This is a genomic window from Oceanisphaera sp. IT1-181 (genome assembly GCF_033807535.1).
GTDB lineage: Bacteria > Pseudomonadota > Gammaproteobacteria > Enterobacterales > Aeromonadaceae > Oceanimonas.
Genome location: NZ_CP136856.1, coordinates 2,241,404 through 2,265,484 on the forward strand (window position 1 = coordinate 2,241,404; position 24,081 = coordinate 2,265,484).

Sequence of the window (24,081 nt, forward strand, 5' to 3'; positions counted from 1 at the left end):
AAGATCACACTGAGGCGAGCAGGTCAAATATAGCTGAGTTGGCTAAAAAACGTTCGAGATCTTGCCCTGATGCATTACTAGATTCATGGCGGCGATACGCAGCATAGTCGTATCAAAGTCAAAACCGTGAAACATATCAGTGTCTACATGCTTACGGTGATCATAGAGCAAATCACCCGAATACAGTTTCTGCTCAACTAGCTCGCCCTTTTCATTGATTACTTGCTCGGTGTAAGTACCTTCAGGCGAGCTGTACTTCTCTAATAAATATTCGTAAGCGATCGCGAGAAAACCTGCGGTGCCACAGGCAGGATCGGCGATACGATCAGTCGCTTGCGGATCCAGCATTTCCACCATGGCACGTATGATATGGCGTGGAGTACGAAACTGACCATTAATACCGGCAGTAGTGAGCTTAGAGAGTAAATATTCGTATAGATCACCCTTAATATCTGCACTATCTAGCGGCAGCTCGCTGATCATGTTTACCGCTTTAACTAATAGACTCGGCTTTTGGATCATCAGTTGTGCGTCTTTCATAAACTCAGCAAACAGCGTGCCCTCGCCTGCCAAGTCTTTAAAATGCGGAAAAACATCATCTTTCACCAGCTTATACATTTGCTCTGCGGGCAGATGGCGAAAGTTCTCCCAACGTACGTCTTGGTCAAACTCAGAGAAGCGACGCTTAAAAGGTTGGCCACTACGCTCAGCACGTTTCTCATCGCGGCGCTCGTTCATGTCTAGCAGCCGGGCATACATTAAAAAGGTAACTTGCTCGATAACCGTTAATGGATTAGCGATGCCGCCGGTCCAAAACTCTTCCCATAATTTGTCTATTTTGCTTTTTAGTTCGCCGGTAATCATCAATGACTCTCTCAATATAAATTCGTTTTTCAAGCGCGCACTATACGCTGATGCGCGCGCTCAGATAAGGGATAATGGGCCCATGACGCTGCTTGTTACAGAAGGTAACAGTGCCAGCACGGCTATGTTCGCTTTAGTTGTTGAAAACGCGGCTGAACCGCACATTGCCATATAAAATCAATGGGTTGAGCATCAGCCTTCCTGGTATGCTCAAACCACCTGAACCAACCAAGGTAATGGTGAAGGTACTGGGTGGCGACACCATGAAAACGCATTATCCATTGCTTCAGTCGACTGTGATAAGCATTCACACCCTGGATATGGAATATCTCTTCACGTACCCGCTGACCGGCACTGCTGTTAACCGGCTTGTGAAGCAAGTGATGTTTGGCTGCCAACGCCTCGTAGTTAAGATGGCCATCGCTACAGAGCACAGCGCCAGACCGTAATCGCGGCAGCAGGCAGCGTTCCAGCTTTCTGAGCGTAAAGCGTTTCATTACAAAGTCGGCTTCGTTGTGGTTGCGGTCGCGCAGTACCATCACTTTGACCCACTTAATGTTTTTCTTATCGCTACCACGGCGGCGAGGTTTTCTCTTACTGAGATCCCGCTTGCCTTTGAAGGATTCACGTATAAACGTTTCATCGGCTTCGACGATACCGCCCAGCTCAGAAGACTTAGTATAATCAACCAGTTGCAGAAAGCGGTGTCGCCACCTGAATGATGTACCTAAGTTTATCTGACACTTTTTGGCGGCTTTGCGAAGTGTTGTGGATTCCATCATCTGCTCCGCATATTCCAACCACCGCTCAGCCATTCGAAGCCCAGCAAGTGGCGTGCCGGTCAGAGAGGTAAATGTCTTCTTGCAAGCCCGGCAGCGGTAACGCTGTCTACCATTCATGCTTCCCCACTTATAGGGAGCATCATCGCGGCAATGAGGGCATGTTGGGTGTGAAGCAGTGAGTTCTTCTAGTCGAGCAATGAGCTCGGGAAACGAGTCTGGTTGCTGAAGCAGTATCAGCAGTTCATGCCGCTGCCGAGGCTGGAGTTCAGTCAGTTGGCGTTTAAGTTTGGCGAAACCTGTACTTTTCATCTTTTTGCCTCCCACGAGGTGACTGATTCAAGTATAGCTTTCAACGATTAACTCAAACATAGCCGCCAGCACTTAGTAAAACTCAACTACTCCAAAAAGCTGTAACTGCATCTATCGCATCACGTTAGTAATGGGCTTTAACTTACCCAAGTCCACACCAAAGCCTTTTACCAAGTCACAAAGCGCATCGGCTTGGCGATCAGAAAACACGCCCTCTAGGCCATCGCTGTGCACGCTAATAAAGGGTTGCTCGTACAACTCAGCCACATTAATAGTACCAAAGCGGCAGAGATGGTTTTTAAGCAACTCAATAAAACGCTGTTGGTTACTGCTCAAACTGGTGTGGTAAGTTTGCACAAACTGCGTAAAAGCCGCCTCTACCGCACTGGTATTCATACCCACTATGGTGCGCAACAGCTGGTCTACACCTACCGTAGAATCAGGAAAAAACTCTTTAAGTACGCTTAGGTCCAAATTAGGATTATGCACGTGCACCAAGGCATTAAGCTGGTCTAGCTCCGCAGGGGTGACCGGAGTGCCGCTGCGGATTTTATTTAATATCGCATTCGACTCGAACAAGGGAGCCAAGGTGGCTTCTACTTGCTGACGGTAAATTTGGTAGTCCACCGACACTATGTTGGTCAGGCGTTCTTCAGTCTGATAGCCACCCGGGGTTTCCGTAATATCGAGCACCAGCTGCGGCGGCGTGGTTGGAGCAGGCGTTTTATCACGCCAATGAATAATGCTGCGCAAGGCCTGGCGTTTAGCTTCTAGCTCTGGCTGCCCAACACCCTTCCAAAAGCTAGTTTGCTGGATGGTTTTAATGTCTTCAGCTTTAGCACGCACCTGATTAATGTGCATAGATAACTGCTGTACTTTATCCAGCACCGATTCTTTAGCTACATCTAACTGGCTGGGGTTAGCTAGCTGTATTAGTTGTAACTCTGTAATTTGCAGATCCCACTGTAGCGCTTCAGATTGGCCTTTAATATTGCGCCATTGCATCAGCGGCGCCATCTCATTACGCAGCAATTGGCGCGTGGCGGGCGCAAACTGATTAAGGCATTTTTCATCACTTAATTCAGCCTTAAGCTGCCACTTATCACGTACTGCAATGCAACGATCATCCAGCGCATTGATGTCTTCTTTAATCAGTGTGATAACCAGGGCAAGATCTCGAACGTTTTTTAGCCAACTCAGCTATATTTGACCTGCTCGCCTCAGTGTGATCTTATACTCTCTTTTGGGAGAGCCTAGATGAACACGGATGCTTTTACACAGTATTTTGGTGAGATAGACGACCCTCGCCAACCAGCCAAAATTATCTATCCGCTATTCGATGTATTGTTCCTCACCATTTGTGCTGTCATCGCTGGTGCTGAGGGTTGGGAAGACATCGAAGACTTTGGGAGTGCTCACCTGAATTGGTTTCAAAAAAAGGGCTTATTTCCAGAGGGAGTGCCAGTTCACGATACTATCGCTAGGGTGATTTCCCGCCTCGATCCCGTTCAGTTTCAGCAATGCTTTATTCGCTGGGTTCAGTCGATAACACACCGTACTGATGGTGAGCTTATCGCCATTGATGGCAAGGTACTACGCGGCTCTTACGATAGAGAGAATAGACAATCGACCATCCATATGGTCAGCGCTTTTTCCTCCGCTAATGGCGTGGTCATGGGCCAATTAAAAACCAATGCCAAGTCGAACGAAATTACCGCTATTCCAGCGCTGCTCAAGTTGTTGGATATCAAGGGATGCTTGATTTCTATTGATGCCATGGGCTGTCAGACCAACATTGCCAAGACTATTATCAACCAAGGTGGCGACTATTTACTGGCAGTAAAAGGTAATCAAGAGTTGTTGTTTAAAGCGGTGCGAACAACCCTATCAGCGAGCATAGCTGTCTCCACAAACCCCGATAAGATCAACATTGAGCAGGGGCACGGTCGTACTGAGATCCGAGAATATCATGTATTGCCAGCAGGCGATTTAGCGCACCAGTTTCCTGACTGGAAAGGCCTAAAAACTATCGGGGTGGCTATTGGCTATCGTCGTGAAAAATCAGGTAAATCCTCGCTTGAGTATCGTTACTATATCAGCTCAGCAGAGCTCGATAGTATCCGTTTCGGCAAGGCAGTCCGTGGGCATTGGGGTATCGAAAATAGCCTGCATTGGGTGTTGGATGTGTCAATGAAAGAAGATGCCTGCCCCATTTACCGTGAGAATGGGGCTGAAGTGCTGGCGAGCATCCGTCACTTAGCACTCAACATGATACGCTCTGAGACATCAAGGAAAGCCAGTGTTCGTCGAAAGCAAAAAATGGCGAGTATGAGTTGTGCTTACTTGGATAAAATATTAGTTGCTGGATTTACTGTGTTGGGCAAAAAATAAACAAAGATGACCTCACTATACAAAATTGATTATTTTTTATACACGACTAACTTAGTATGCTAAGAACAATATGTTCACGCTCTCACCCTGGTGTGATAACTTGTTCAAACAACGCCATCTCGGCGCGTTTGATGGCTGTTTCAGCCAAGTCCAAACGTGCTTCAAACAGCTTCTGAGCCAAGGATTTAACTTGATTAGCCTCAGTATCTTCTGGGTCCATGTCGAAGTATTCAAAGTTGCCCCAATGATCGAAGATCAAGAATTCACTTTTGTCTTTGCCGAACCCGTAAAGATTTTCAGATAGGCGAGTGCCACGGCCAATCATCTGCCAGAACTTCACCTTAGATTTTATTGGCTTAGCAAACACTAAGTTCACTACCTCTGGCACATCGATACCCGTATCCAGCATATCTACCGACACCGCTATGGTGATTTGATCGCTGCTGCCATCAGTTTTTTTAAAGTCATCAATCAGCTCTTCGGCTCTTACAAACTTGGAGTGAATAACCCGACAAAAATTACCGCCATATTGCGGATATAGCTCGCCAAACAGCTTCGCTAATAACTCGGCGTGCTTAATATTACGGGCAAAAATAATAGTTTTACCTGGCAGTTGGCCGTCTGCATCGCGTAAGCCGCGCTCCATTAGGTTTCGCAAAATGGCGCGGTTGGTGTCTATGTTATATATCGCCTTGTCTATGCTGGGTGCTTCAAAGTCCAGCTCGTTAGGGTCAACACCTTGGTCTTCTAGCTCTGCTATTTGAGCATCGGTTAAGCTATGACCTTGAATGCCATCACGCATAAATTGAGTGGTATGAGTCACCACACGAAACGGCGCTAAGTTGCCGTCGGCCACCGCTTGCTCTAGGGGGTAGTTGGCCGTTGGCATCTTATAATCACAACCAAACAAGCGGCTGGTAGAGCGACTGATCATTTCCACTGGTGTGGCAGTCAGTCCCACTTGGCGAGCATCAAAGTATTTAAATAAATCACCAAACACGTTGTAAACCGAGCGGTGAGATTCATCGGCAATAATCAAGTCGAAGTAGCCCACATCAAACTGCTCATAAATATTGATCATCCCCGGATAGGTGGAGATATAAATACGCGCATTGTTTTGATCTTGCTTTTTGCTACGCCCTACTACATACAGCGGCTCTTTAATAAATTCGTTAAAGGCGTTTCCCGCCTGCTTACGCAGCTCTTTACGGTCACATAAAAACAGTACCCGCTTAGCCCAGCCGGCATCGAGCATGCGTTTAGTAAGCGCAATGGAAACACGAGTTTTACCGGTGCCCGTCGCTTGCACCACCAGCGCCTTGCGGTGGTTATCCGAGAATCGCTCACTCACTCGGGTAATAGCTTCAATTTGATATGAACGGCCTGCAATGTTCATATCAATCGGCGCCTTAAGAAGGTCTTGGCGCTGAGCACGCTGCTTCATCAGATACTGCAGGCTGTCTTTGCTGTAATAGCCATAAAGTTTGCGCGGTGCTTCGTGTTGGCTGTCGTTCCAAATCCAGATGTCATAACCATTGGTATAAAAAATAACAGGCCGCTGCTGGTACTTTTTCTCTAATGAGTCAGCATACAGCTTAGCCTGCTGGCGGCCTTTTTCGGCGCCTTCATTGGCGCGCTTGGCCTCTACTACCGCCAGTGGCTTGCCGTTATCATCCCACAGCACATAGTCACAATAACCTTTACCACTTGGTGTTGGTTGGCCATCAACTTCCAGCTCAATCGTCACTTGCTCGGTGTCGGAATTATCTTGGCTGATATCCCAACCGGCCAGTCGCAGCTCGCTATCAATCAGCTTTTTACGCGTTTGGGCTTCATTAAGATCCAGAGTATTAGTGGCTACCAGACTCGCCTTGCCGAAGGCTTGGGTCTTAACTTGGTCAACTTGTAACTTTAATTGGGCCGCTTGGCGCTGTGCTGCTTGCTCTGCTTCTTTGGCGTCTTGCAGCTCTTTGAGAGCACTCTCAAGTTGTGCAGACTGGTCAGTGAGCTTTTGCTGTAATGCCTTATTTTTTCTCTTGAAATCGGCTTTGTCACTGGTAGTTTCTGGCACTGTAGGTTGTTGAAACTTAGGGCAAGCTTCACGGGTACCGCTAGCTTGTGTAATAAACAACCAGCAAGAAAGATAGTAAGCTTCTTCTACTAACCAAAGCGCAGTTTCAACAGACACGCCTCCTTCGTGGGCGGCCTTGTTGCCCTGCATACGAATCGCATGAAACTTATCGAGGATCAGTTTGTGGACCACGGCCGTAAAACTGCCGTTAGTCAAACGATCCATAAAATTAGCGTTAGGCTCAATAGGCAGCCGCAATTCGGCATAAATAACGCCTACCATTTTCTCAACGAAACAGCGTAGTTTAACTACTGAGCTTTGGGGATCACTGCAGGCATAGGCCTCGGCATAAGCACCTAAATCAGCTAGCGCTGGCCAATGCGGCCTAATATGTTCAAAGTTCATCGATTTCATCTCAGTTACCCGTATTTGATTGTTATTATTTCAGGAATCGTGCCAATGCTATCGAAACCGACTATTAGGCTTCATTAATACCCAGTTGCTTCATCCAATTACCTAAGGTTTGATGATTATTCAGCCCTAACAAGGCAGCGGCTCTTCCTCTTTGCCCTGCGGTTAACCTCAGCGCCTCTTCTACGTAGTAACGCTTTGTATCTTCAAGCAATTCTGTAATATCTACGCCTTGAGACACATCCATTTTTAATGGATTTCGCTCACTTTTTACAGACCGTTTGATCATGGCTTGCTGTAGATGGCTGACTTCTAGCTGTTCATCTTCGGACCAGATAGAAGCTCTTAATAAAGTGTTCCACAACTCACGAATATTACCCGGCCAAGACTGCTCTTTAATAAATAATATTGCCAATTCGGAAATATTTTTACTTTTATACCCTGGCTGATCACTGGCATCTTCGTTCAAACGAGACATGAGTTCTGTGACTAATTCGGGAATATCGGCAGTCCGTTCTCGCAATGGTGGTAGCTGTATGATGCCCACCGCCAACCGATAAAACAAATCTTCACGAAACTGCCCCAAATCCACCATTTCCAGCAGGTTACGGTGGGTGGCAGCAATCACACGAATGTTCACTTTATGTGACTTGCTCGCACCTACAGCCGTGACTTCTTGCTGCTGTAAGGCACGCAACAACTTGGCTTGTGCATCCAGCGCTAACTCGCCCACCTCATCAAGAAATAAAGTTCCCTCATTGGCCTCATCAAAAAATCCTTTGCGATCAGCAATGGCTCCCGTGAAAGCACCTTTGCGATGACCAAATAACTGCGAATCAATTAATGACTCTGGGATAGCACCACAGTTAACAGCAATAAACGGTTTGCTCGCCCGCAACGAAGCATTATGAATAGCCTCAGCAATCACTTCTTTACCTGTGCCTGACTCGCCCTGAATAATCACTGGGATATTGCGGGGTGCCAGCTTTTTAGCCAACTTCACTACATCCACCATGGCACTGGAAGCACTTTGAATATGCTCAAAATGCGCAGCCAAATCTGGCTGTTCTGCAGCCATAGCACCCAGAGCACCATCTTGGCGCTGTAAATATTCTAATGAAATATCATAAGGCAGCTCTACGGGCACAAGGCCATGTTGCAACGAGGTCTGCACCAACTTGGTACCGTATACACCCTTACCTAACAACAGCCAAGTCGCAATCATGGCTGGAGTACCGGATGTGAGGTTAATAGTGGTCAATGCCTTGTCGGCAGAAAGGAATTCAAGCTGATCGCGACTGGTCGCGTAGATACTGGGGTAATCGATTGGGCTAGTTAGCGAAACCTCGATAAAGCAGATCTCAGCAGGCCGGCGCCTAGCACTTAGCTCTGATTCAAGCCACTTTTGATAACGAGGCGCTTCGCCTCCCCAGTTACTGACCAGAATGCGCACCTCATCAAAAGGCGCGTCCGAGTTCAATAAAATAGAAGCAATAGCGCCAAAACCACCCTTCGCTTCCGCATCCAAGTCATGACGACCTAGCCAAGTAAGCAACACCCGCTTTTTGATCACAATATAAACCTTCTTACAATTTTGTAATCGAGCTTACCATTATAATCTATGAAGAAACCAACCACGGAAATATAGCGATAGTTAAATCCTGAAAGCGTAAGTACCCAAGAACTCACGTTTTACTAAAGTCATCGAGTGGCTGAGCAACAAGGTACCAAAAGATCCAGTGCTTATGTCACTGGACAAAATATTAGCTTCCAAAATGGACTCAGACGCTTCATTAGTAATCCTCGTCGCTACGCTTTGGATGCTCCAAGTAGTTGTCTGAGGTGCTGGAGCGGCTGATAGCCAGATGTTCTCTGATCGTCAGCATGTATCAAAAAAATAGTTGGGCCCATGAATGCCATTGTGATGAGCATGGTCAGCTGATTTAGCTGCTGGCAACCGGTGATGCGGACGCGGCTGTGTTGTTGATACGCTGGCACTTGGATAATCTTGAGTCCAGTCTGGATATGTCTCAGGAAGAAGAGCAAGCCACCGATTTCGTGGCCCTGCTTACCGAGACTAGTGCCGATCGAGTTCTAAATTAAGTCCGTGACCTTTCTGTAAATATGCCCCTCGCGGGGCATGTTTTTCAGACCTTGCTGGTCGGGAACGAAGGCGGAAAAATTTCCTCCAACGGGGGATGCAGATGACTACGTTCTGGATAGCTGGCGATAAAACCGTCGAACTGCTGCTGGGCCTGGTGATGCAATTGCTGCAAGTCCAGGTTCAGCTTCACCAGCTGCCCGTCCCACACCACCTTGTCGCCGTTGACGATCACTCCCTTGATATCCCGACCGTTACCGTTGATTACCATGGCGGTAATGGGATCGAATACCTGGCCGGTGTGAATTTTATCGAAGTCGAACACCATGATATCGGCTTTGGCACCCGAGCAAAGGCGTCCTATATCCTCCCGGCCCAGCGCTCTGGCTCCACCCAGGGTGGCCATATTGTAATAATCCGCCGCCGAGGCCTCGGTAATATTACCGCTGTTGACCCGGCTGAGGATGGCGCCGACGTGCATGTTCTGGATCATGTCCGGCGGGTAAGTGTCGGTGCCCATGCTGAGGTTGATACCCGCTTCACGGAAGCGGCTGACGCCATCGAAATACTTGGAGTTGCGGCCGGCCACCAGCGGACAAATCACCGCGTTGGCGCCGCTCTGGCCGAGCAACGACAACTCCCTTTGTATTTTCTCTGGGGTGGCATGTTTGCCGCCCAATAACTGGAGGTGAGGCAGCAGCAAGCGAGAGTCGAGCAGGTCATGTTCGGCCATCAGCTCAACCGACGACATGCCGTTGTACAGTTGGTGCACCATATCCAATTCGAACTCGCCCTGGCAGCTGTGCAGCCGGACCGGGCAATCGAGGGCGCGCATGGCCTTTGCGGTCTGGCGCAGCAGCTCGGGGGTACAGCCTTCGATACGGTCCGGGGCCAGCATGCCCTTGATGGTGTCTCCGTACTGGTGGAGTTGCTCCACATAGTGCACCGCTTCTTCCAGCCCTTTTAGTCCCCGCTGTTCATTGAAGCGCATCTCGACACTGGCATCCGGGTTGACCACGCCATACCCGGACATATAGGCCGGACCCAGATAGGCACGCACCCCTAGGCTGACGGCGATATCGGCGGCACGCCGGAATTCATCGGCGGTTTCGGCCCACTCACGGTACAGGACGGAGGTGATCGGCGCTATGGTGGTGATGCCGTTTAACAGCAGCTGACTGAAGGCATAGCGCTTGTTGAAGTCGAGCTGGGCATCGTTGTAGGTTTCGCGCCGTTGCCAGCTGCTGGCAGGCAGGCGGCCTTTTTTCCAGCCGGGCTGGTGGTCGAAGGCGAGTACGGTAGAGTCCAGATCCGCGACAGCATCCAGATCGATAAAACCGGGGCCGATCAGGGCGTTGCCCATGGCCAGGGTTTCGTCGATCTGGCCCTGATAGCCGTGGCCGACAAACAGCACGGTATCGCCGCGATAGACCAGCTCGCCCTGCTCGTAGATATGGTGACCGCCGTCCTTGAAACCGATAACGTACTTGGCGGTGATTTTGGTGGTTTTCATTAGTTTTGCTCCATGATCCTAAATGGCTTATCCGTTTGTTCAGAACAGGCATTCGCCCCTGTCGGCGACCAGTTTGCCGGCCTTGAACACGGTGCGAGCTATAGGTGGTTCGACGATGGCCTCGGCCACCGCTCGGGCATCCAGCAGCACCAAATCCGCCTGGCAGCCGACTGCCAGACCATAATCTTTCAGTCCCATCACCTCGGCGCCGCCATAGGTAATGGCGTGCAGCGCCTGCTCCAGTTCCTTGTCCTGACGCCAGCGATATTTTAGTCCCATCAACATGGCCCGTTGCAGCATGTCCGCATTGCCGTAAGGACTCCAGGTGTCGCGGATACCGTCGTTACCGGCGGTGACTTTTATGCCGGCGGCGCGCAGCTTTTCATAGGGTGGCACACTGCGGTTGGCCGGCGCCGTGGTGGCTATGGCAATATCCGCCTTGGCCAGCCCCTCGATGAGTCGATCCTGATAAGCGAGGTCTATCTCGCCCAGGCAGAAAGCGTGGCTGATGGTAACCTTGCCCTGCAGACCCAGAGCCAGGGTGCGCTCTATCATCAGTTCGACCGAGAAGGCACCCAACTCGGCGGCCTCGTGCAGATGCAGATCGACACCTTTACCGTATCGAACGGCGATCTCGAATATCGCATCTATATGGGCCACAGGATCGCGTTCGAAGGAGGAGGGATCGATGCCTCCCACATAATCGGCGCCCAGTTTGACAGCTTCTTCCATCAGCGCCCGGGTGCCGGGCCGGCCCAGCATGCCACTCTGGGGGAAACAGACGGTTTCGATATAGACTTGGTCGGCCAGCTTGTCTCTGGTGGCCAGCACCCCTTCTATGTGTTTTAGGCCGATTTCGGTGTCTACATCGATATGAGTACGGATATGTGTGGTGCCTTTGGCAATGGCCAGTCGGGCGATGCGTTCCGATTGTTGCTGGGAATTAAAATCATACTGACGACGAAAGCCTCGTTCGTTTTCGATAATAGCGGGTAGCTCCCTAGGAACCTGATTTTCATACCAGTCCATACCCCACAAGGATTTATCGATATGGGCATGGCCGTCTATAAAGCCTGGTAATACAAGACGATGATGCCCTTCAAGCAAGGTGGCTCCGCTCGATAATGGAATATGCGACTCGATGCGCACGATCTTGCTCCCTTCGATCAGGATATCCTTGCTTTCCTGGTCTCCGCTGAGACGAACCTGCCGGATCAGTGTAGTAGTCATACTTGCTCCCTGTAGAGATGATATGGATTCCGTGTTGTGCTATCAAAACTGATGCCATAGCTCTTTATTGGCCATCACCTAGGTGTTAAAAAGACAGGCAATTTGCAACATATCAGCGACCTGTAACCCTGTGGAGTCATATCGATAGATGATGAGTAGTTTTGGGATTGTTATCACAATTACCGAAAGTTGTTATCGATAATGATAACCCATGACCACCAAGTGTAATATGTTTGTTAACGATATGTTTCGTGATGTTTACCACCTGTCCGGATTAAATCGTATGGACAGAACCGTAATATGTTCACTCACAGGGATGACTGATGATGAAATTGACAACGATTACCGCCGGCCTGCTGGCCGTCAGCTGTAGCCTTAGCGCTCAACAGCTTCAGGCTGAAAATGTAGTACGCTGGGCTCAACAGGGAGATATTCCTACCCTTGACCCTTATGCATTTGCGTCGACGCCGGCGCTGGCGTTTCAGAACCATATCTATGAAGGTCTGGTGCAATGGAACGAGCAGCTGGAAATGTCACCGGCGTTGGCTACTCGCTGGGAGCAGCTGGACGACACCACCATTCGCTTTTATCTGCGGGAAGGCGTCAAATTTCATAATGGCAACGATTTTAATGCCGACGACGTGGTGGCCTCCATTACCCGAGTAACCCATCCCGATTCTGGAATTCGTGGTAATGCTTCCTCGGTCAAAGGGGCGGTGAAGGTAGATGATTATACGGTCGACCTTCTGCTTAACAGTAAGTCGCCAATAGCGATAAATGAGCTCAGCGGCATTTTGATGATGGACAAGGAATGGCTGGAAGAGCACAAAGCTACCGAGCCTACCAGTATGACCAAGGGCACAGAAGGTTATGCAACCAACCATACCAACGGTACCGGGCCCTTTATACTGGAAAGCCGGCGGCGTGATGCGGAAATGGTATTGGTTAAAAACGATAATTGGTGGCAAGCCGATAATACCAAGCACAATATCGATCGCATCATCTTCCGCCCAGTAGGATCTGAATCTACCCGCCTAGCCGGTATTCTTGCCGGTGAATTTGACCTGGTCAGCGATGTGCCCCTGCAGGATTTGCCTCGTCTGGAAAAGGAAAAAGGCATAGAGGTTAAAGTCAGGCCCTCTTTGCGCGTCATGTTCCTTACCCTGAACATGAATGATGAACTGAACGCGGGCAATGTGGACGGTAAGAATCCGCTCCAGCAGCAGAAGGTACGCCAAGCCTTGCATATGGCCATCGACCGAGAAGCGATCGTCAAGAAGATAATGCGTGGCATGACCGAAGTGGCCAACACCTATGTAGCGCCTGGCATCGCCGGCTTTGACGCCGAGCGAGGCGTGACCAGCAGTTATGATCCCAAAGGCGCCAAGGCGTTGCTGGACGAGGCCGGTTATCCCAACGGATTCAAGCTGGCCTTCGACTGCGAACAGGGCTATTACCTGAATGCTGAACAGTGGTGCCAGGCGGTGCAGCGTTACTGGTCCAAGGTGGGCGTGCAAACTAGCTTGAACATGCATACCCGCAGCGTCTATTCCCAAATTCGTGACAACGGCCGCACCGATGTGGGAGTTCTGGGCTGGGCTAACTTGCCGCTCTATGACGCCTACAGCATCAATCAGCAGATGATCCACTCAAAGGATGGTGGCATCTACGGTGCCTTCAATATTCCCCGCTATAAGAACGACACCATAGATACTCTGATTGAGCAATCATCATCTGAGCTGGATCCGCAGATCCGCACCAAGCAGATGCAAGACATATTGGCCAAGGCGCAACAGGAGCTGCCTTTTTTACCATTGCACTATGAGCCGATGGCATGGGCGACTTCCGACAAGCTGGAAATCACTCAGAACCCCGACAACGTGGTACGGCTCTGGTACGCCAGCATGAAGTAAGAATAAGTCGTTGCCATGGCCGCTCAGTTTACGGATGGCCATGGCAACATATAACTTCTTGGATGCTATCAAAAAATAAAAATTGTTAGCAATGATGATCTAATTTTGTGCATTTAATCAGCTTGGTATGTTGTAAAGGTTAATCTCTGGGCTTCTGGGGCTATCCTGATGGCCTCCAATTGGATGCTGTCCACTCAGCAAACTCAGGCGGAAAAGATGGAACACTGGGACCTGTAGGCAGATCTTCCCAGCCTAGATTCTTGCGCCTTCGTATCAATTTATACCTTGAGTTTTCAAAATCATAATTTCAAGAATGTAATACGGTTTTGGAATGCGAACGTGAACTAGCAAATAGGGCCTTAGATCCCTGAATCTTCATTGTGATTTAAAGGAGTGAAATGATGTTCGCTTTTATTATACAACGGCTATTACAGGCCTGCGTGGTGATGCTGACGGTGGCGCTGATCGCTTTTACCATGTTCCAGTTTGTCGGCGATCCCATCGCCGGTATGCTGCCGGAAAGCGCGACCCAGTTTGAGCGGGACGAGCTTCGTGAAAAGCTGGGCTTGAACGACAGTGTCATCACCCAGTACGGGCGTTTCGTCGGCAATATTGCCCAAGGGGATTTCGGTATTTCCTACTACAACAAGATGGACGTGCTTAACCTGATTTTGGAGCGGCTGCCCGCCACGCTGGAGCTGGTGTTTGTGGCGGTGATTATTTCGCTGTTGGTGGGCCTGCCGGCGGGGGTATGGGTGTCGTTGTCCCGTAACAAATGGCTGACCAGCTTGGTGCAGACTATTTCCCTGATTGGGGTGTCTCTGCCTAGCTTTATCGCCGGTATAGTGCTGATCATCGTGTTTTCGGTCTGGCTTGGCTGGTTTCCTTCCCATGGCCGGGGCGACATAGTTGAGTTTGGCTGGTGGAGCAGCGGCCTGTTCAGCAGGTCGGGCTGGGCTTCCATCATACTGCCGGCGTTATCGTTGGCGCTGTTCATGATCACCATGATCATGCGCTTGGTACGTAGCGAGATGAAAGAGGTGCTGCGCACCGATTACATCAAGTTCGCTAAGGCCAGGGGTATCAGGCAGCGTAGCATCAACTACACCCATGCGCTGCGCAACTCCCTGCTACCGGTGATCACCATCATAGGCCTGCAAATCGGTGGCCTGATTGCCTTCGCGGTGGTGACCGAAACCGTGTTCCAGTGGCCTGGGATGGGACTGCTGTTTATCCAGGCGGTGAACTATGTGGATATACCGGTGATTTCCGCTTATCTGGTGTTCATTTCCTTGATATTTATCTGCATCAACACTCTGGTAGATATTCTCTACCGGGTGATCGATCCGCGCTTGAAAACCGCTTGACCGTTAAGCACAAGGACGAGGTAACGTATGTCTATCAATACCACTAAAGCGGCCCTAACAGGCCAGAATAGTCCCCGGCCTGGGGGGCTGAAAAAGATATGGCAACAGCTGTTGGCTGCCTGCGACAGCGACATCGCCTATAACTTTCGGACGTCCCGGCTGACGATGTTCGCTACCGCAGTGCTAGCCCTGCTGCTGTTTGGCGGCATCGGTGCCTCCCTGATGGCACACTATGACCCCTTCGATATGGCGGCCTTTGATCTGATGGATTCCGAACTGCCGCCCTTCTGGGTGGAAGGCGGCGAGGGGCGCTTCTGGCTGGGCACCGATATCCAGGGTCGGGATGTGTATTCTCTTATCCTTCATGGCCTGCAGGTATCATTGATCGTCGGTTTTATCAGTGTGACTTGCGCCATGGCTCTGGGGGTGACCCTGGGGGTGGTGAGCGGCTATTTCGGCGGCATGATCGATGCCCTGATCATGCGTCTGGCCGATGCCATGCTCAGCTTCCCGACCATCATGTTTGCACTGCTAGTGAGCGGCGCGGCGCGAGGCCTGCTGCCACAGGAGATGCACGACCAGATGGCAGTCTACATCATCGTTATCTCCATCACCCTCACCGGCTGGATGCAGTATGCCCGTACCGTGCGTGGCAGTACCCTGCAGGAAGGAAACAAGGAGTATGTGCAGGCTGCCAAGGTGATGGGCAGCAGCAATATGCGCATTATGTTCCAGCATATCCTACCCAACGTGCTCAGCCCGGTCATGGTACTGGCTACGCTGCACTTGGCGCTGGCGGTGCTGACCGAGGCGACCCTATCGTTCCTCGGGGTGGGCATGCCACCACATCAGCCTTCGCTCGGTACCCTTATCAACGAAGGCAACCGATATCTGTTCTCCGGTCAGTGGTGGGTGGTGCTGTTCCCCTCTATGGTGCTGGTGATCTTGGCTCTTTCGGTCAACCTAGTGGGTGACTGGTTGCGCGATGCCCTCAATCCCAAGCTGCGTTAAGGAGCAAGACAATGGAAGATACGAACAACAATCGCGGTGAGGTTACTCTAGAAGTCGATGGTCTGTGCATCGAGTTCTCCCATCGCAAGGGTAACCTGAAGGCGATACAACATGTGTCATTCGAGATGCGCAAAGGCGAGATTCTCGGTGTAGTGGGCGAGTCGGGGGCAGGCAAGTCGCTGACCGGCTCGGCGATCACAGGCCTGTTAGAGGCGCCGGGTTTCATTGCCAGCGGCGAGATCCGACTCTATGGCGAACGGATCGATAACCTGAAGGAAGATCGGCGACGACTGCTGCGTGGCAAGGAGATCGGTGCGATCTTTCAGGATCCGCTGACAAGTCTAAACCCCGTACTGACGGTCGGAAAACAGCTGATTGAAACCATTCAGACCCATCTGCCGCTGTCCCACGTCCAAGCCCGGCAGAAGGCGCTGGATTTGATGAAAGAGGTGGGTATACCTGCGGCTGAACAGCGTATCGATCAATATCCTCATCAGTTTTCCGGCGGCATGCGTCAGCGTATCGTGATAGCTTTGGCTCTTTGTGTCGAACCCAAGGTGATTATCGCCGATGAGCCGACCACGGCGCTGGATGTGTCGGTACAGGCTCAGGTGCTACAGCTGCTACGCCGGTTGTGCAAGCAGCATGATGCCTCTGTAATGCTGGTGACTCACGATATGGGTGTGATAGCCGAAATCTGCGATCAGGTAGCAGTAATGTATGCGGGCCGGCTGGTGGAGATAGGACCTGTAGAGTCAGTACTTAAGTCACCGAAACATCCTTATACGGTGGGACTAATGGGCTCGATCCCACGTATCGGGGTACGGGAACCGCGGCTGGCGCAGATCCCCGGATCCATGCCCCGGCTCAATGCCATCCCCCAGGGCTGTGCCTTTAATCCCCGCTGCCCCAACAGCAGCGCCGAATGCCTACAGCGTGAGCCAGAGATGAAAACGGTCGGTGACTCCCGGGTTGCCTGTCTGAAAGTGATGCAAGAGGAGCTGGTGTGATGAGCGAGATGATCGAAGAAAGAGGCTTACTCGAGGTACGCAACCTACATATCAAGTTCGATATATCCAAGCCGTTTATTCACCGGCTACTGAACAGAACGGAAAAAACATATGTGCACGCGGTGCGCGGCATCGATTTTAGCATCCGCAGGGGAGAGACCTTCAGCTTGGTGGGCGAGTCCGGTTGCGGAAAGTCAACGGTGGCCCGGTTATTGTCGGGTTTGTATCAGCCGACAGAGGGCGAGATCAGCTATCAGGGCACAGTGCTTGCCGGAGCCAGCCGTGAGCAGCGTCAATATATCCGCCGCCGTTGCCAGATGATATTCCAGGATCCATTTGCCAGTCTTAATCCACGCTGGAAGGTGGATCGCATCATCGCTGAGCCGCTGGTGTTGTTCAACATGATCAAAAACCGGGAAGAAGGCCGGCGACAAGTAGGTCAGTTGCTGGAGCAGGTGGGTCTGACGGCGTCAGATATGGACAAGTTTCCCCACGAGTTCTCGGGTGGCCAGCGTCAGCGTATTTCTATCGCTCGGGCTCTGGCCGGCGAACCAGAATTTTTGATCTGTGACGAGCCGACCTCTGCGCTGGATGTATCTGTGCAGGCCCAGGTGCTCAACTTGATGAAGGATCTGCAAGACAAACTGGGGCTGACCTATCTATTCATCAGCCACGATATGTCGGTGGTGTCCCACTTCTCAGATCGGGTCGGCATCATGTATCTGGGTCGTTTGGTGGAGGTGGGCACGGTGGAGGAGGTATTCAATAGACCCCGTCATCCTTATACACGTATGTTGATGGACGCCATCCCCAGCATGGATGTGATCCATAAGGAGCGAACTCCGGTGACCGGCGAAGTACCTAATCCGATTTCGCCGCCTTCCGGCTGCGCCTTTCACCCGCGATGTGCATTTGCCACCGACAGATGCAAGCAGGCGACTCCGGCGGCACTGGATATTAGCGCGACCCAGCAGGTGGCCTGTCATTATCCTTTGTCTATCAGTTAAATAGCTATGCCTTAATATTAATGTGTTATCGGTATTCTCGAGACGTAGGCACAGTGGTTATTTAGTATTACTCGCCTCGCCGCCGTTTAAGGCAGTGAGGCGATATCGTTTGCCTTAATTTATTCCATACTGGCCTGTTCAAGGCCAGCGTTTGTTATGTTCTCGAGCTCACGAAACGGCTCAATATTGCCCTCTTATCTTATGGTATTGCGCTATCTCAATCCGGTATGCTGATGTACCTCAGCCTGATCTCTATCGTGGGCTGCCAGTTGGCGTCCTCACAGGCCCTGACACATTACTGCTTACCATCCAGCCGGTTTTTATACCTTGGCCAGTTTCCTAGTGGCCTATCTGATGGCTAGACTGGGCCGCAAGTAATGCATCATACTCTCTGGTAACTGTGCTGCATAAGGAGACCTCCGTTTCTCAGCGCAAAGACAGTGCGCACAACTTGCGGACTACATATATCAAAACGCGGGGAGCGAGCAAGGTGGGAGATTAATAGCTAAAGATATCAATGCTTATATAAACGATCACTCCGCTCCCCAGACATCAGCCGTTAGATCGCGTTGATGTTTGGTTTCAGGATGAAGCTCGATTTGGCCAGCAAAATACGACGACTCGGCTTTGGGCTAGGACAGGCACACGTCCCCGAGTTGTCCGTCAGCAGCAGTTTGAATATGCCTATTTTTTCTGCTCCGTCTACCCAGACAGAGCAATAGATCAAGCCCTTGTGGTGCCCTAGACAAGCACAGAAACAATACTGAGCCAGACCGGCATGCGATAGTGATAATGGATAGTGTTGGCTGGCATACCCATGACATTGCAGCCGAATTTGAGAATGTCAGTATCATTAAATTGCCACCGTATTCACCTGAATTAAACGCGATAGAATAAGTGTGGGGTTGGATGCGTCAGCACTGTCTTGCCAATCGCGTTTTCAAAAATTATGAAGACATCATGAGCAGCGTCTGCGAGGCCGGGAACACGTTTACTGAAAGTGCTAAACGCGTAACACAAATGAGACCCAAAAATTAAGCAAATCTGATTAGTTAATTTTATAGATTGATATTAGAACACTAGGGAAGATAATCGTAGTTTTGAACACCGGTCAAAACAGGTGCGTGGTCACCAAATGGTCACGGTTTGGTCACGGAGGTGGGTTTGACAAAGTAGGAATGAAGAGTTTTAGTGATGATGAAAAAGCAAAAAGCCCTTAGCTATCAATAAGCTAAGGGCTTCTTTAAAATGGCGGAGTGGACGGGACTCGAACCCGCGACCCCCGGCGTGACAGGCCGGTATTCTAACCAACTGAACTACCACTCCTAATCAGCAGCGTGCTGCAGACGAGGGCCATAATAGTGCCAAGCGAGTAAGAGATCAACCGAAAAACTTGTTCTTTTAGCGACCTTGGTTAAGTTTTAGCCAGAAACCTTACTAAAATACAATTAACTTGGCGTTTTATCACTGTTTAAGCGTTTTTTAACAGCGCGGTTTCTTAAAATACAACCTATTAATGCGAGTACTAACAGTAAGATAACGCCGGCTATGCTGTAAGTTAAGGTGTTACTATCTTTAACTGGAATTAGCTCTTCGCTGGCAGTAACAGCAGGACTAACGCGGATCACTTGCTCTACCAGCTCAAGCTGTATTTCACGGTCGCTTTTATTAGTGGCAAAGGCACGGCCTTGCCAAGAATAGTTACCCGGTTCTAGGGCGTCGGGTAGTGAAATGTGCGTGCCGGTGCCGGTAATGGGAATACGCTGTTGAGATGGCGTAACCAACTCGCCCGTAATGACCAAGCTGCTTGGAATTATCCCTTGGTCGGCGGTAACGGTAATATGCCATTGGCCTTGCTCATCTGGCTTAGCAAAGCTCAGTTTCAGCGGCATGGGATAAATCATCACCTGTTGTTCTTTGGTGCGCGCCAGCACTTGGTTGCTAATCTCGGTTTGAAATAAATACTCGCCGGGCAATATATCCAAGATTACTTGTGCTGTGAGCTTGCCATCGTTGGGGATGGCATCCAGCCCCACGCCGTCATCTTTAAACTCACCCACCACCACGGGGGCAGGAGCAAATTGCGCATCTGGATCGATACGTAAATTAATAAGCTGGGCCTGCAAGGTTAAATCTTGTAGGTAATAGTTGGCATCTAAACGGGTAGTGCCGTGGCGTAATTCGGCGCCCAGTTTAAGGACTTCTTGCTGATATAACCGCTCCGCCAACGGGCTAAGCGCCAATTCAAATTCACTAACCAGCGTGATGGCCCGCTTTGGGGTCACTTTGCCGGTCGCTTGCCAAGGCCCAGGCTCGGGTTGCCAAAGGGTGATCACATCGCGGTCGTGGGTGCTCACCCAGCCAATATGGTCAGGGTGTTCATGTTGGTAATATTTACTGCCATCGGGCCGAATTAACACCACTGGTGCGCTGTTGGGAGTGCGCTCAATCAGCAAGGTCAGGGAAGAAATAGAAGGATCGATACGAAAAGTATTACTTAACCAACGGGCACTTTGCTCGGATGCCTGGCTGCTCAACGCCGTGAACAGCAAGCTCAGGCTTAAACTAACAGTTAATAAAGAGCGGCTGATTAGCTGCGCCATAAACAACTGCCTCCTTTTTTCATCACTAAATCTAAACGGGCTTCATGATCCTGCAACTCTTGGGCGTCGGCACGGATAATTTTGAGTGGCGCACGGGCGGCATGTAAACGGCGGATGCCGCCTCTGTCATCTTGCTGCTGGCTGTCGCTTTGCAAATTTAACTTGGTTTGGCCACCTGTCATTAACAGGTATACATCCGCCAAAATCTCCGCATCCAAGAGCGCGCCGTGCAAGGTTCTATGGCTGTTATCTATGCCATATCGCGTACAGAGCACGTCTAGGTTATTTCGCTTACCGGGATAGAGTTTGCGGGCCAGCGCTAAGGTATCGGTGACTTTGCACAGCTCAGCCACCCGCTCTTTGCGACCAATGAGGCTTAGCTCATAATCTAAAAAGCCCACGTCAAAGGGCGCGTTATGCGCCACCAACTCGGCACCGCGGATAAAGTCGAGAAGCTCTTCCACTTGCCCAGAGAATGGCGGCTTATCGGCCAAAAAGTCATCGGTGATACCGTGCACTTTAATGGCTTCTTCATCTATCTTGCGGTTGGGTTTCAGGTACACATGATAATGACGCCCGGTTAAGCGACGATTCACTACCTCTACCGCGCCAATTTCAATGACTTTGTGGCCCATGTAATGAGGGCCAGAGTCCATATTGATACCGGTGGTCTCTGTATCCAAAATTACTTGGCGCGCATGTGTTTGCTGATTCATTAGCCTTGCTTCCTATACCCAAACTGCGGCCAGTATAAGTAACTGCCTGCGGCTATGCTACCAAACGGCTGTTTTAAGCTGTTAGTCAAAGACGAAAACAACAAAACATCTTTACAACGGAACCCACAGAAGACGCAGAAAAATTAAGCAGGGATAAGGTCGAAAAGAGTCAGAGCATCTGATTGGTAAGACCATGCCCTTGTAATGAAACGCGAATTAGCCACTTCTAGTACACTACCTTTCAGATTTGATCTCTATTGTTCTGTGAATTCCGTGTTCTTCCGTTGCCAAAAAGGTCTTGCGCTCTTTGCTAAGGCATTTGACGCCACACTCGCCACCGGCAGGCTGTTTTTTAGCGGTTGCTGTGGCAGACTGCCGCCCTCTTCGATTTTGATAACGATAGTGAAGGCATGATGAAAAAAATTGAACTCTATACCGACGGTTCCTGTTTAGGTAACCCAGGTCCTGGGGGTTATGGCGCGGTATTAATTTATAAAGCGCACCGTAAAGAGCTAAGCGGCGGTTATCGGCTAACTACAAATAACCGCATGGAGCTGATGGCGGCCATTGAAGGCTTAGCAGCCTTAAGTGATCGCTGTGTGGTGGACTTAACCACAGATAGCCAATATGTGCGCCAAGGCATTACTCAGTGGATAAACGGCTGGAAACAAAAAAACTGGCAAACTTCGGCCAGAAAGCCGGTGAAAAACGTGGATTTATGGAAACGGCTGGATGAGCTTAGCCAGCGTCATGACGTAAGCTGGCATTGGGTGAAAGGCCATTCTGGGCATCCAGAAAACGAACGCTGTGATGTGCTGGCGCGCGTGGCAGCCGAAACCGATGCGATTAATGATGACACGGGTTATGAGGGGTAACTTTAGCGCCAAGCAAAAATAAAAACACCGTCTTTTGTTGGCTCTAGCTAGGCGCTGAACTCCCGTTTTTACCATCAATATCTCTTTCAGATCTGAGCTCTATTTTTCCGTGCGTTCTGTGACTCTCGTAGCAAAAAGCGTGGTAAATAGGGTTTAGGTGGACCCATTAAAAATCATCCTGCTTCGCAGGACCGTCGAACAAGTTGACGGCTACAAGGCCCTTACCATTAAAGATCTCTTTCAGATCTGTTAGCTTGGTGCTCGGCGCTGACTTTTAATTCTTGCTGTTGACGCGCCATGCCGGGTTGCAGTACGTGCTGCTTACGTTTGGTTTGGCGAATGGGCGTAAGCGGATAGCGACGTTTGCGCGCCAGCATCACATACACGGCGGAAAAAGACGGGTAATAATGTGGCACTAGCTGTTGGCGCAACTTACTCAGCATCGGAAATTCCAATACCGGCGTTAAGCCGAAATAGTCGCGCTGCAAGACTTCAAAGCCCAACAGTTTAAGCCAGTCTTCTAGCCGCTCGGGTGCCACCATGTGCCGTAATGAGGGCAATTTATGACTGAAGCCGGGCAAGATACTGGCCAAGCCCGCACTGCTATAAGGATTAAAGCCCGAGATAATCAGCCAGCCGTCATCGCGCAGCACGGTTTCAACTTCACGCAAGATGGCATGGGGATGGGCGCTAAAATCCAGTACATGAGCCAAAAGACAAGCATCTAGGCTACCGGGTGCAAACGGCATGGCAGTAGCGTCACCAACAATATCAGCCCCCGTACAAGGCGGCTGTGCTTGGCTAAGATGCACCGAATGTAATAATCGGCTACCGGCCAATGAAAAAGGCGCGCTGAGCGCATCAACGGTGAGCAGGTTAAAACCAAACATAGTGGGCGCCCATTGCGTGAGTCGCGCTTGCAATTGTTCTGCCAAATAAGGTCCGCGCAGCACCTGTTGCCAATGTTTGGGACTGTGGGCTGATTTCATCACATTTACGCCTCTGATAAGCTAACGCTTTTCCTCTGTGCAAGGATAGAAATATGGTTAACAGCAATCTGCTTAATAACGACCCGATTCACATTAGTGGAATTTCGGCGTTTCAAGACAACTATATCTGGCTGCTTGCCAATAACAAGCAAGCCGTGGTGGTGGATCCGGGTCAAGCTGAACCGGTGGCGAGAGTGCTGGCCGAGCGCGAGCTGGAATTAAGCGCCATTTTGATCACCCATCATCATTATGATCATACGGGTGGCGTTAAAGACTTACTGAAACAGTGGCCGAACGCCAAAATATATGCGCCCAGTGCCGAGCCGCTGCCCGCCTCCAGCGCCATTGGCGTGACCGACGGCGATACTGTGCTTGTGCCAGAGCTCGGGCTGGAATTTTCGGTGCTGTCGGTGCCGGGCCATACCTTAGGCCACATTGCCTTTTATGAGCCCACGGGGATCGCTAATCTGCCCTTACTGTTTTGTGGTGATACGCTGTTTTCCGGCGGTTGTGGTCGCTTGTTTGAGGGCACACCTGAGCAGATGCATCAGTCGTTAACCCGTTTGGCTGCCCTGCCCGACGCTACCTTGGTGTATTGTACCCATGAGTACACACAATCTAACTTGGCTTTTTGTCATTCTGTGGAGCCAAACAACGCTGAATTGAAAAAACATCTACAAAAAATAGCGAAATTACGCCAACAAGGTGTGCCCAGTTTGCCCTCTTCAATTGGCCTAGAAAAAGCCATTAATGTGTTCTTGCGCCCCCATGTGGCGGGGGTTAAGGCCCGATTGCAAGCTCATACTGGATTGGAGCTAGATGAAGACATCAAGGTGTTCGCTGCACTTAGGCGCTGGAAAGACGTTTTTTAACGAACTTGCTTCTGTTGCTCACAAAGCATACACTGGCCGCCGTTTT

General features: G+C 50.3%; 19 protein-coding genes and 1 tRNA gene. 9 read left to right on the forward strand and 11 right to left on the reverse strand.

Features of this window, described 5'->3' with window-relative positions; genetic code table 11:
- Positions 1–42: 42 nt before the first annotated feature.
- The 3 genes from R0134_RS09970 to R0134_RS09980 form a co-directional block, all read right to left on the reverse strand.
- Complete coding sequence (locus R0134_RS09970; RefSeq protein ID WP_319781771.1) at positions 43–864, reverse strand: type I restriction-modification system subunit M; 822 nt, start codon at positions 862–864, stop codon at positions 43–45.
- A 122-nt stretch (positions 865–986) separates the two neighbouring features.
- Positions 987–1,955 (reverse strand): IS1595 family transposase, encoded by a 969-nt coding sequence (locus R0134_RS09975; RefSeq protein WP_319781772.1) that lies wholly within the window; start codon positions 1,953–1,955, stop codon positions 987–989.
- Between the two features lie 111 nt (positions 1,956–2,066).
- Positions 2,067–2,960, reverse strand: a complete 894-nt coding sequence (locus tag R0134_RS09980; protein WP_319781773.1) for a type I restriction-modification enzyme R subunit C-terminal domain-containing protein — start codon at positions 2,958–2,960, stop codon at positions 2,067–2,069.
- 252 nt (positions 2,961–3,212) lie between these two features.
- On the opposite strand from R0134_RS09980, the gene R0134_RS09985 reads away from it, so the two are divergent.
- Positions 3,213–4,346: an ISAs1 family transposase gene (locus tag R0134_RS09985; RefSeq protein WP_319781770.1), complete on the forward strand. Its 1,134-nt coding sequence runs from the start codon at positions 3,213–3,215 to the stop codon at positions 4,344–4,346.
- Positions 4,347–4,428: 82 nt separating this feature from the next.
- Here the strand turns inward: R0134_RS09985 and R0134_RS09990 are convergent, their stop codons facing one another.
- The 4 genes from R0134_RS09990 to R0134_RS10005 all read right to left on the reverse strand — a co-directional run bounded on the left by R0134_RS09990 (position 4,429) and on the right by R0134_RS10005 (position 11,672).
- Entirely contained in the window at positions 4,429–6,822 is a 2,394-nt protein-coding gene (locus R0134_RS09990) for a DEAD/DEAH box helicase family protein (protein ID WP_319781774.1), read from the reverse strand.
- A 73-nt stretch (positions 6,823–6,895) separates the two neighbouring features.
- On the reverse strand, positions 6,896–8,401 hold the full coding sequence (locus tag R0134_RS09995; protein ID WP_319781775.1) for a sigma-54 interaction domain-containing protein: 1,506 nt from the start codon (positions 8,399–8,401) through the stop codon (positions 6,896–6,898).
- Between the two features lie 574 nt (positions 8,402–8,975).
- The gene (locus R0134_RS10000; RefSeq protein ID WP_319781776.1) at positions 8,976–10,442 is read right to left on the reverse strand and encodes a chlorohydrolase family protein; all 1,467 of its coding nucleotides are present in this window, start codon (positions 10,440–10,442) and stop codon (positions 8,976–8,978) included.
- Positions 10,443–10,481: 39 nt separating this feature from the next.
- Positions 10,482–11,672 carry an amidohydrolase family protein gene (locus R0134_RS10005; protein ID WP_319781777.1) on the reverse strand — a complete coding sequence of 397 codons (1,191 nt, stop codon included), beginning with the start codon at positions 11,670–11,672 and terminating at the stop codon, positions 10,482–10,484.
- A 323-nt stretch (positions 11,673–11,995) separates the two neighbouring features.
- Here R0134_RS10005 and R0134_RS10010 point away from each other — a divergent pair, with 323 nt between their 5' ends.
- The 6 genes from R0134_RS10010 to R0134_RS16515 all read left to right on the forward strand — a co-directional run bounded on the left by R0134_RS10010 (position 11,996) and on the right by R0134_RS16515 (position 18,877).
- On the forward strand, positions 11,996–13,585 hold the full coding sequence (locus R0134_RS10010; protein WP_319781778.1) for an ABC transporter substrate-binding protein: 1,590 nt from the start codon (positions 11,996–11,998) through the stop codon (positions 13,583–13,585).
- A 398-nt stretch (positions 13,586–13,983) separates the two neighbouring features.
- The gene (locus tag R0134_RS10015; RefSeq protein ID WP_319781779.1) at positions 13,984–14,952 is read left to right on the forward strand and encodes an ABC transporter permease; all 969 of its coding nucleotides are present in this window, start codon (positions 13,984–13,986) and stop codon (positions 14,950–14,952) included.
- A gap of 27 nt (positions 14,953–14,979) precedes the next feature.
- Positions 14,980–15,963, forward strand: coding sequence for an ABC transporter permease (locus R0134_RS10020; RefSeq protein ID WP_413641396.1), 984 nt, complete (start codon positions 14,980–14,982; stop codon positions 15,961–15,963).
- 11 nt (positions 15,964–15,974) lie between these two features.
- Positions 15,975–16,973 carry an ABC transporter ATP-binding protein gene (locus tag R0134_RS10025; protein ID WP_319781780.1) on the forward strand — a complete coding sequence of 333 codons (999 nt, stop codon included), beginning with the start codon at positions 15,975–15,977 and terminating at the stop codon, positions 16,971–16,973.
- A gap of 8 nt (positions 16,974–16,981) precedes the next feature.
- The gene (locus tag R0134_RS10030; RefSeq protein WP_319784346.1) at positions 16,982–17,980 is read left to right on the forward strand and encodes an oligopeptide/dipeptide ABC transporter ATP-binding protein; all 999 of its coding nucleotides are present in this window, start codon (positions 16,982–16,984) and stop codon (positions 17,978–17,980) included.
- Positions 17,981–18,772: 792 nt separating this feature from the next.
- A complete protein-coding gene (locus tag R0134_RS16515; RefSeq protein ID WP_413641397.1) occupies positions 18,773–18,877 on the forward strand; it encodes a hypothetical protein in 105 nt (34 codons plus the stop codon).
- A gap of 352 nt (positions 18,878–19,229) precedes the next feature.
- Here the strand turns inward: R0134_RS16515 and R0134_RS10040 are convergent.
- The 3 genes from R0134_RS10040 to dnaQ all read right to left on the reverse strand — a co-directional run bounded on the left by R0134_RS10040 (position 19,230) and on the right by dnaQ (position 21,299).
- Positions 19,230–19,306: transfer RNA gene (locus tag R0134_RS10040), tRNA-Asp, on the reverse strand.
- A gap of 122 nt (positions 19,307–19,428) precedes the next feature.
- A complete protein-coding gene (locus R0134_RS10045) occupies positions 19,429–20,583 on the reverse strand; it encodes a hypothetical protein (protein ID WP_319781781.1) in 1,155 nt (384 codons plus the stop codon).
- Positions 20,571–21,299, reverse strand: coding sequence for a DNA polymerase III subunit epsilon (gene dnaQ, locus R0134_RS10050; protein WP_319781783.1), 729 nt, complete (start codon positions 21,297–21,299; stop codon positions 20,571–20,573). Before dnaQ ends, R0134_RS10045 begins: the two co-directional genes overlap by 13 nt.
- A 410-nt stretch (positions 21,300–21,709) precedes the next feature.
- Here dnaQ and rnhA point away from each other — a divergent pair, with 410 nt between their 5' ends.
- Positions 21,710–22,174 carry a ribonuclease HI gene (rnhA, locus tag R0134_RS10055; protein ID WP_319781784.1) on the forward strand — a complete coding sequence of 155 codons (465 nt, stop codon included), beginning with the start codon at positions 21,710–21,712 and terminating at the stop codon, positions 22,172–22,174.
- A 227-nt stretch (positions 22,175–22,401) separates the two neighbouring features.
- Here the strand turns inward: rnhA and R0134_RS10060 are convergent, their stop codons facing one another.
- Entirely contained in the window at positions 22,402–23,163 is a 762-nt protein-coding gene (locus R0134_RS10060) for a class I SAM-dependent methyltransferase (RefSeq protein ID WP_319784347.1), read from the reverse strand.
- 53 nt (positions 23,164–23,216) lie between these two features.
- On the opposite strand from R0134_RS10060, the gene gloB reads away from it, so the two are divergent.
- Positions 23,217–24,035: a hydroxyacylglutathione hydrolase gene (gene gloB, locus R0134_RS10065; RefSeq protein ID WP_319781785.1), complete on the forward strand. Its 819-nt coding sequence runs from the start codon at positions 23,217–23,219 to the stop codon at positions 24,033–24,035.
- Positions 24,036–24,081 lie beyond the last annotated feature (46 nt).

Coding starts and splice junctions, on each gene's coding strand:
- dnaQ (WP_319781783.1), bottom strand. CDS start 21,299: ATGAATCAGCAAACACATGCGCGCCAAGTAATTTTGGATACAGAGACC.
- R0134_RS16515 (WP_413641397.1), top strand. CDS start 18,773: ATGGATAGTGTTGGCTGGCATACCCATGACATTGCAGCCGAATTTGAG.
- R0134_RS09985 (WP_319781770.1), top strand. CDS start 3,213: ATGAACACGGATGCTTTTACACAGTATTTTGGTGAGATAGACGACCCT.
- R0134_RS10010 (WP_319781778.1), top strand. CDS start 11,996: ATGATGAAATTGACAACGATTACCGCCGGCCTGCTGGCCGTCAGCTGT.
- R0134_RS10025 (WP_319781780.1), top strand. CDS start 15,975: ATGGAAGATACGAACAACAATCGCGGTGAGGTTACTCTAGAAGTCGAT.
- R0134_RS10060 (WP_319784347.1), bottom strand. CDS start 23,163: ATGAAATCAGCCCACAGTCCCAAACATTGGCAACAGGTGCTGCGCGGA.
- R0134_RS09990 (WP_319781774.1), bottom strand. CDS start 6,822: ATGAACTTTGAACATATTAGGCCGCATTGGCCAGCGCTAGCTGATTTA.
- R0134_RS09975 (WP_319781772.1), bottom strand. CDS start 1,955: ATGAAAAGTACAGGTTTCGCCAAACTTAAACGCCAACTGACTGAACTC.
- gloB (WP_319781785.1), top strand. CDS start 23,217: ATGGTTAACAGCAATCTGCTTAATAACGACCCGATTCACATTAGTGGA.
- R0134_RS09980 (WP_319781773.1), bottom strand. CDS start 2,960: ATGCAATGGCGCAATATTAAAGGCCAATCTGAAGCGCTACAGTGGGAT.
- rnhA (WP_319781784.1), top strand. CDS start 21,710: ATGATGAAAAAAATTGAACTCTATACCGACGGTTCCTGTTTAGGTAAC.
- R0134_RS10005 (WP_319781777.1), bottom strand. CDS start 11,672: ATGACTACTACACTGATCCGGCAGGTTCGTCTCAGCGGAGACCAGGAA.
- R0134_RS10015 (WP_319781779.1), top strand. CDS start 13,984: ATGATGTTCGCTTTTATTATACAACGGCTATTACAGGCCTGCGTGGTG.
- R0134_RS10045 (WP_319781781.1), bottom strand. CDS start 20,583: ATGGCGCAGCTAATCAGCCGCTCTTTATTAACTGTTAGTTTAAGCCTG.
- R0134_RS10000 (WP_319781776.1), bottom strand. CDS start 10,442: ATGAAAACCACCAAAATCACCGCCAAGTACGTTATCGGTTTCAAGGAC.
- R0134_RS10030 (WP_319784346.1), top strand. CDS start 16,982: ATGATCGAAGAAAGAGGCTTACTCGAGGTACGCAACCTACATATCAAG.
- R0134_RS09970 (WP_319781771.1), bottom strand. CDS start 864: ATGATTACCGGCGAACTAAAAAGCAAAATAGACAAATTATGGGAAGAG.
- R0134_RS10020 (WP_413641396.1), top strand. CDS start 14,980: ATGTCTATCAATACCACTAAAGCGGCCCTAACAGGCCAGAATAGTCCC.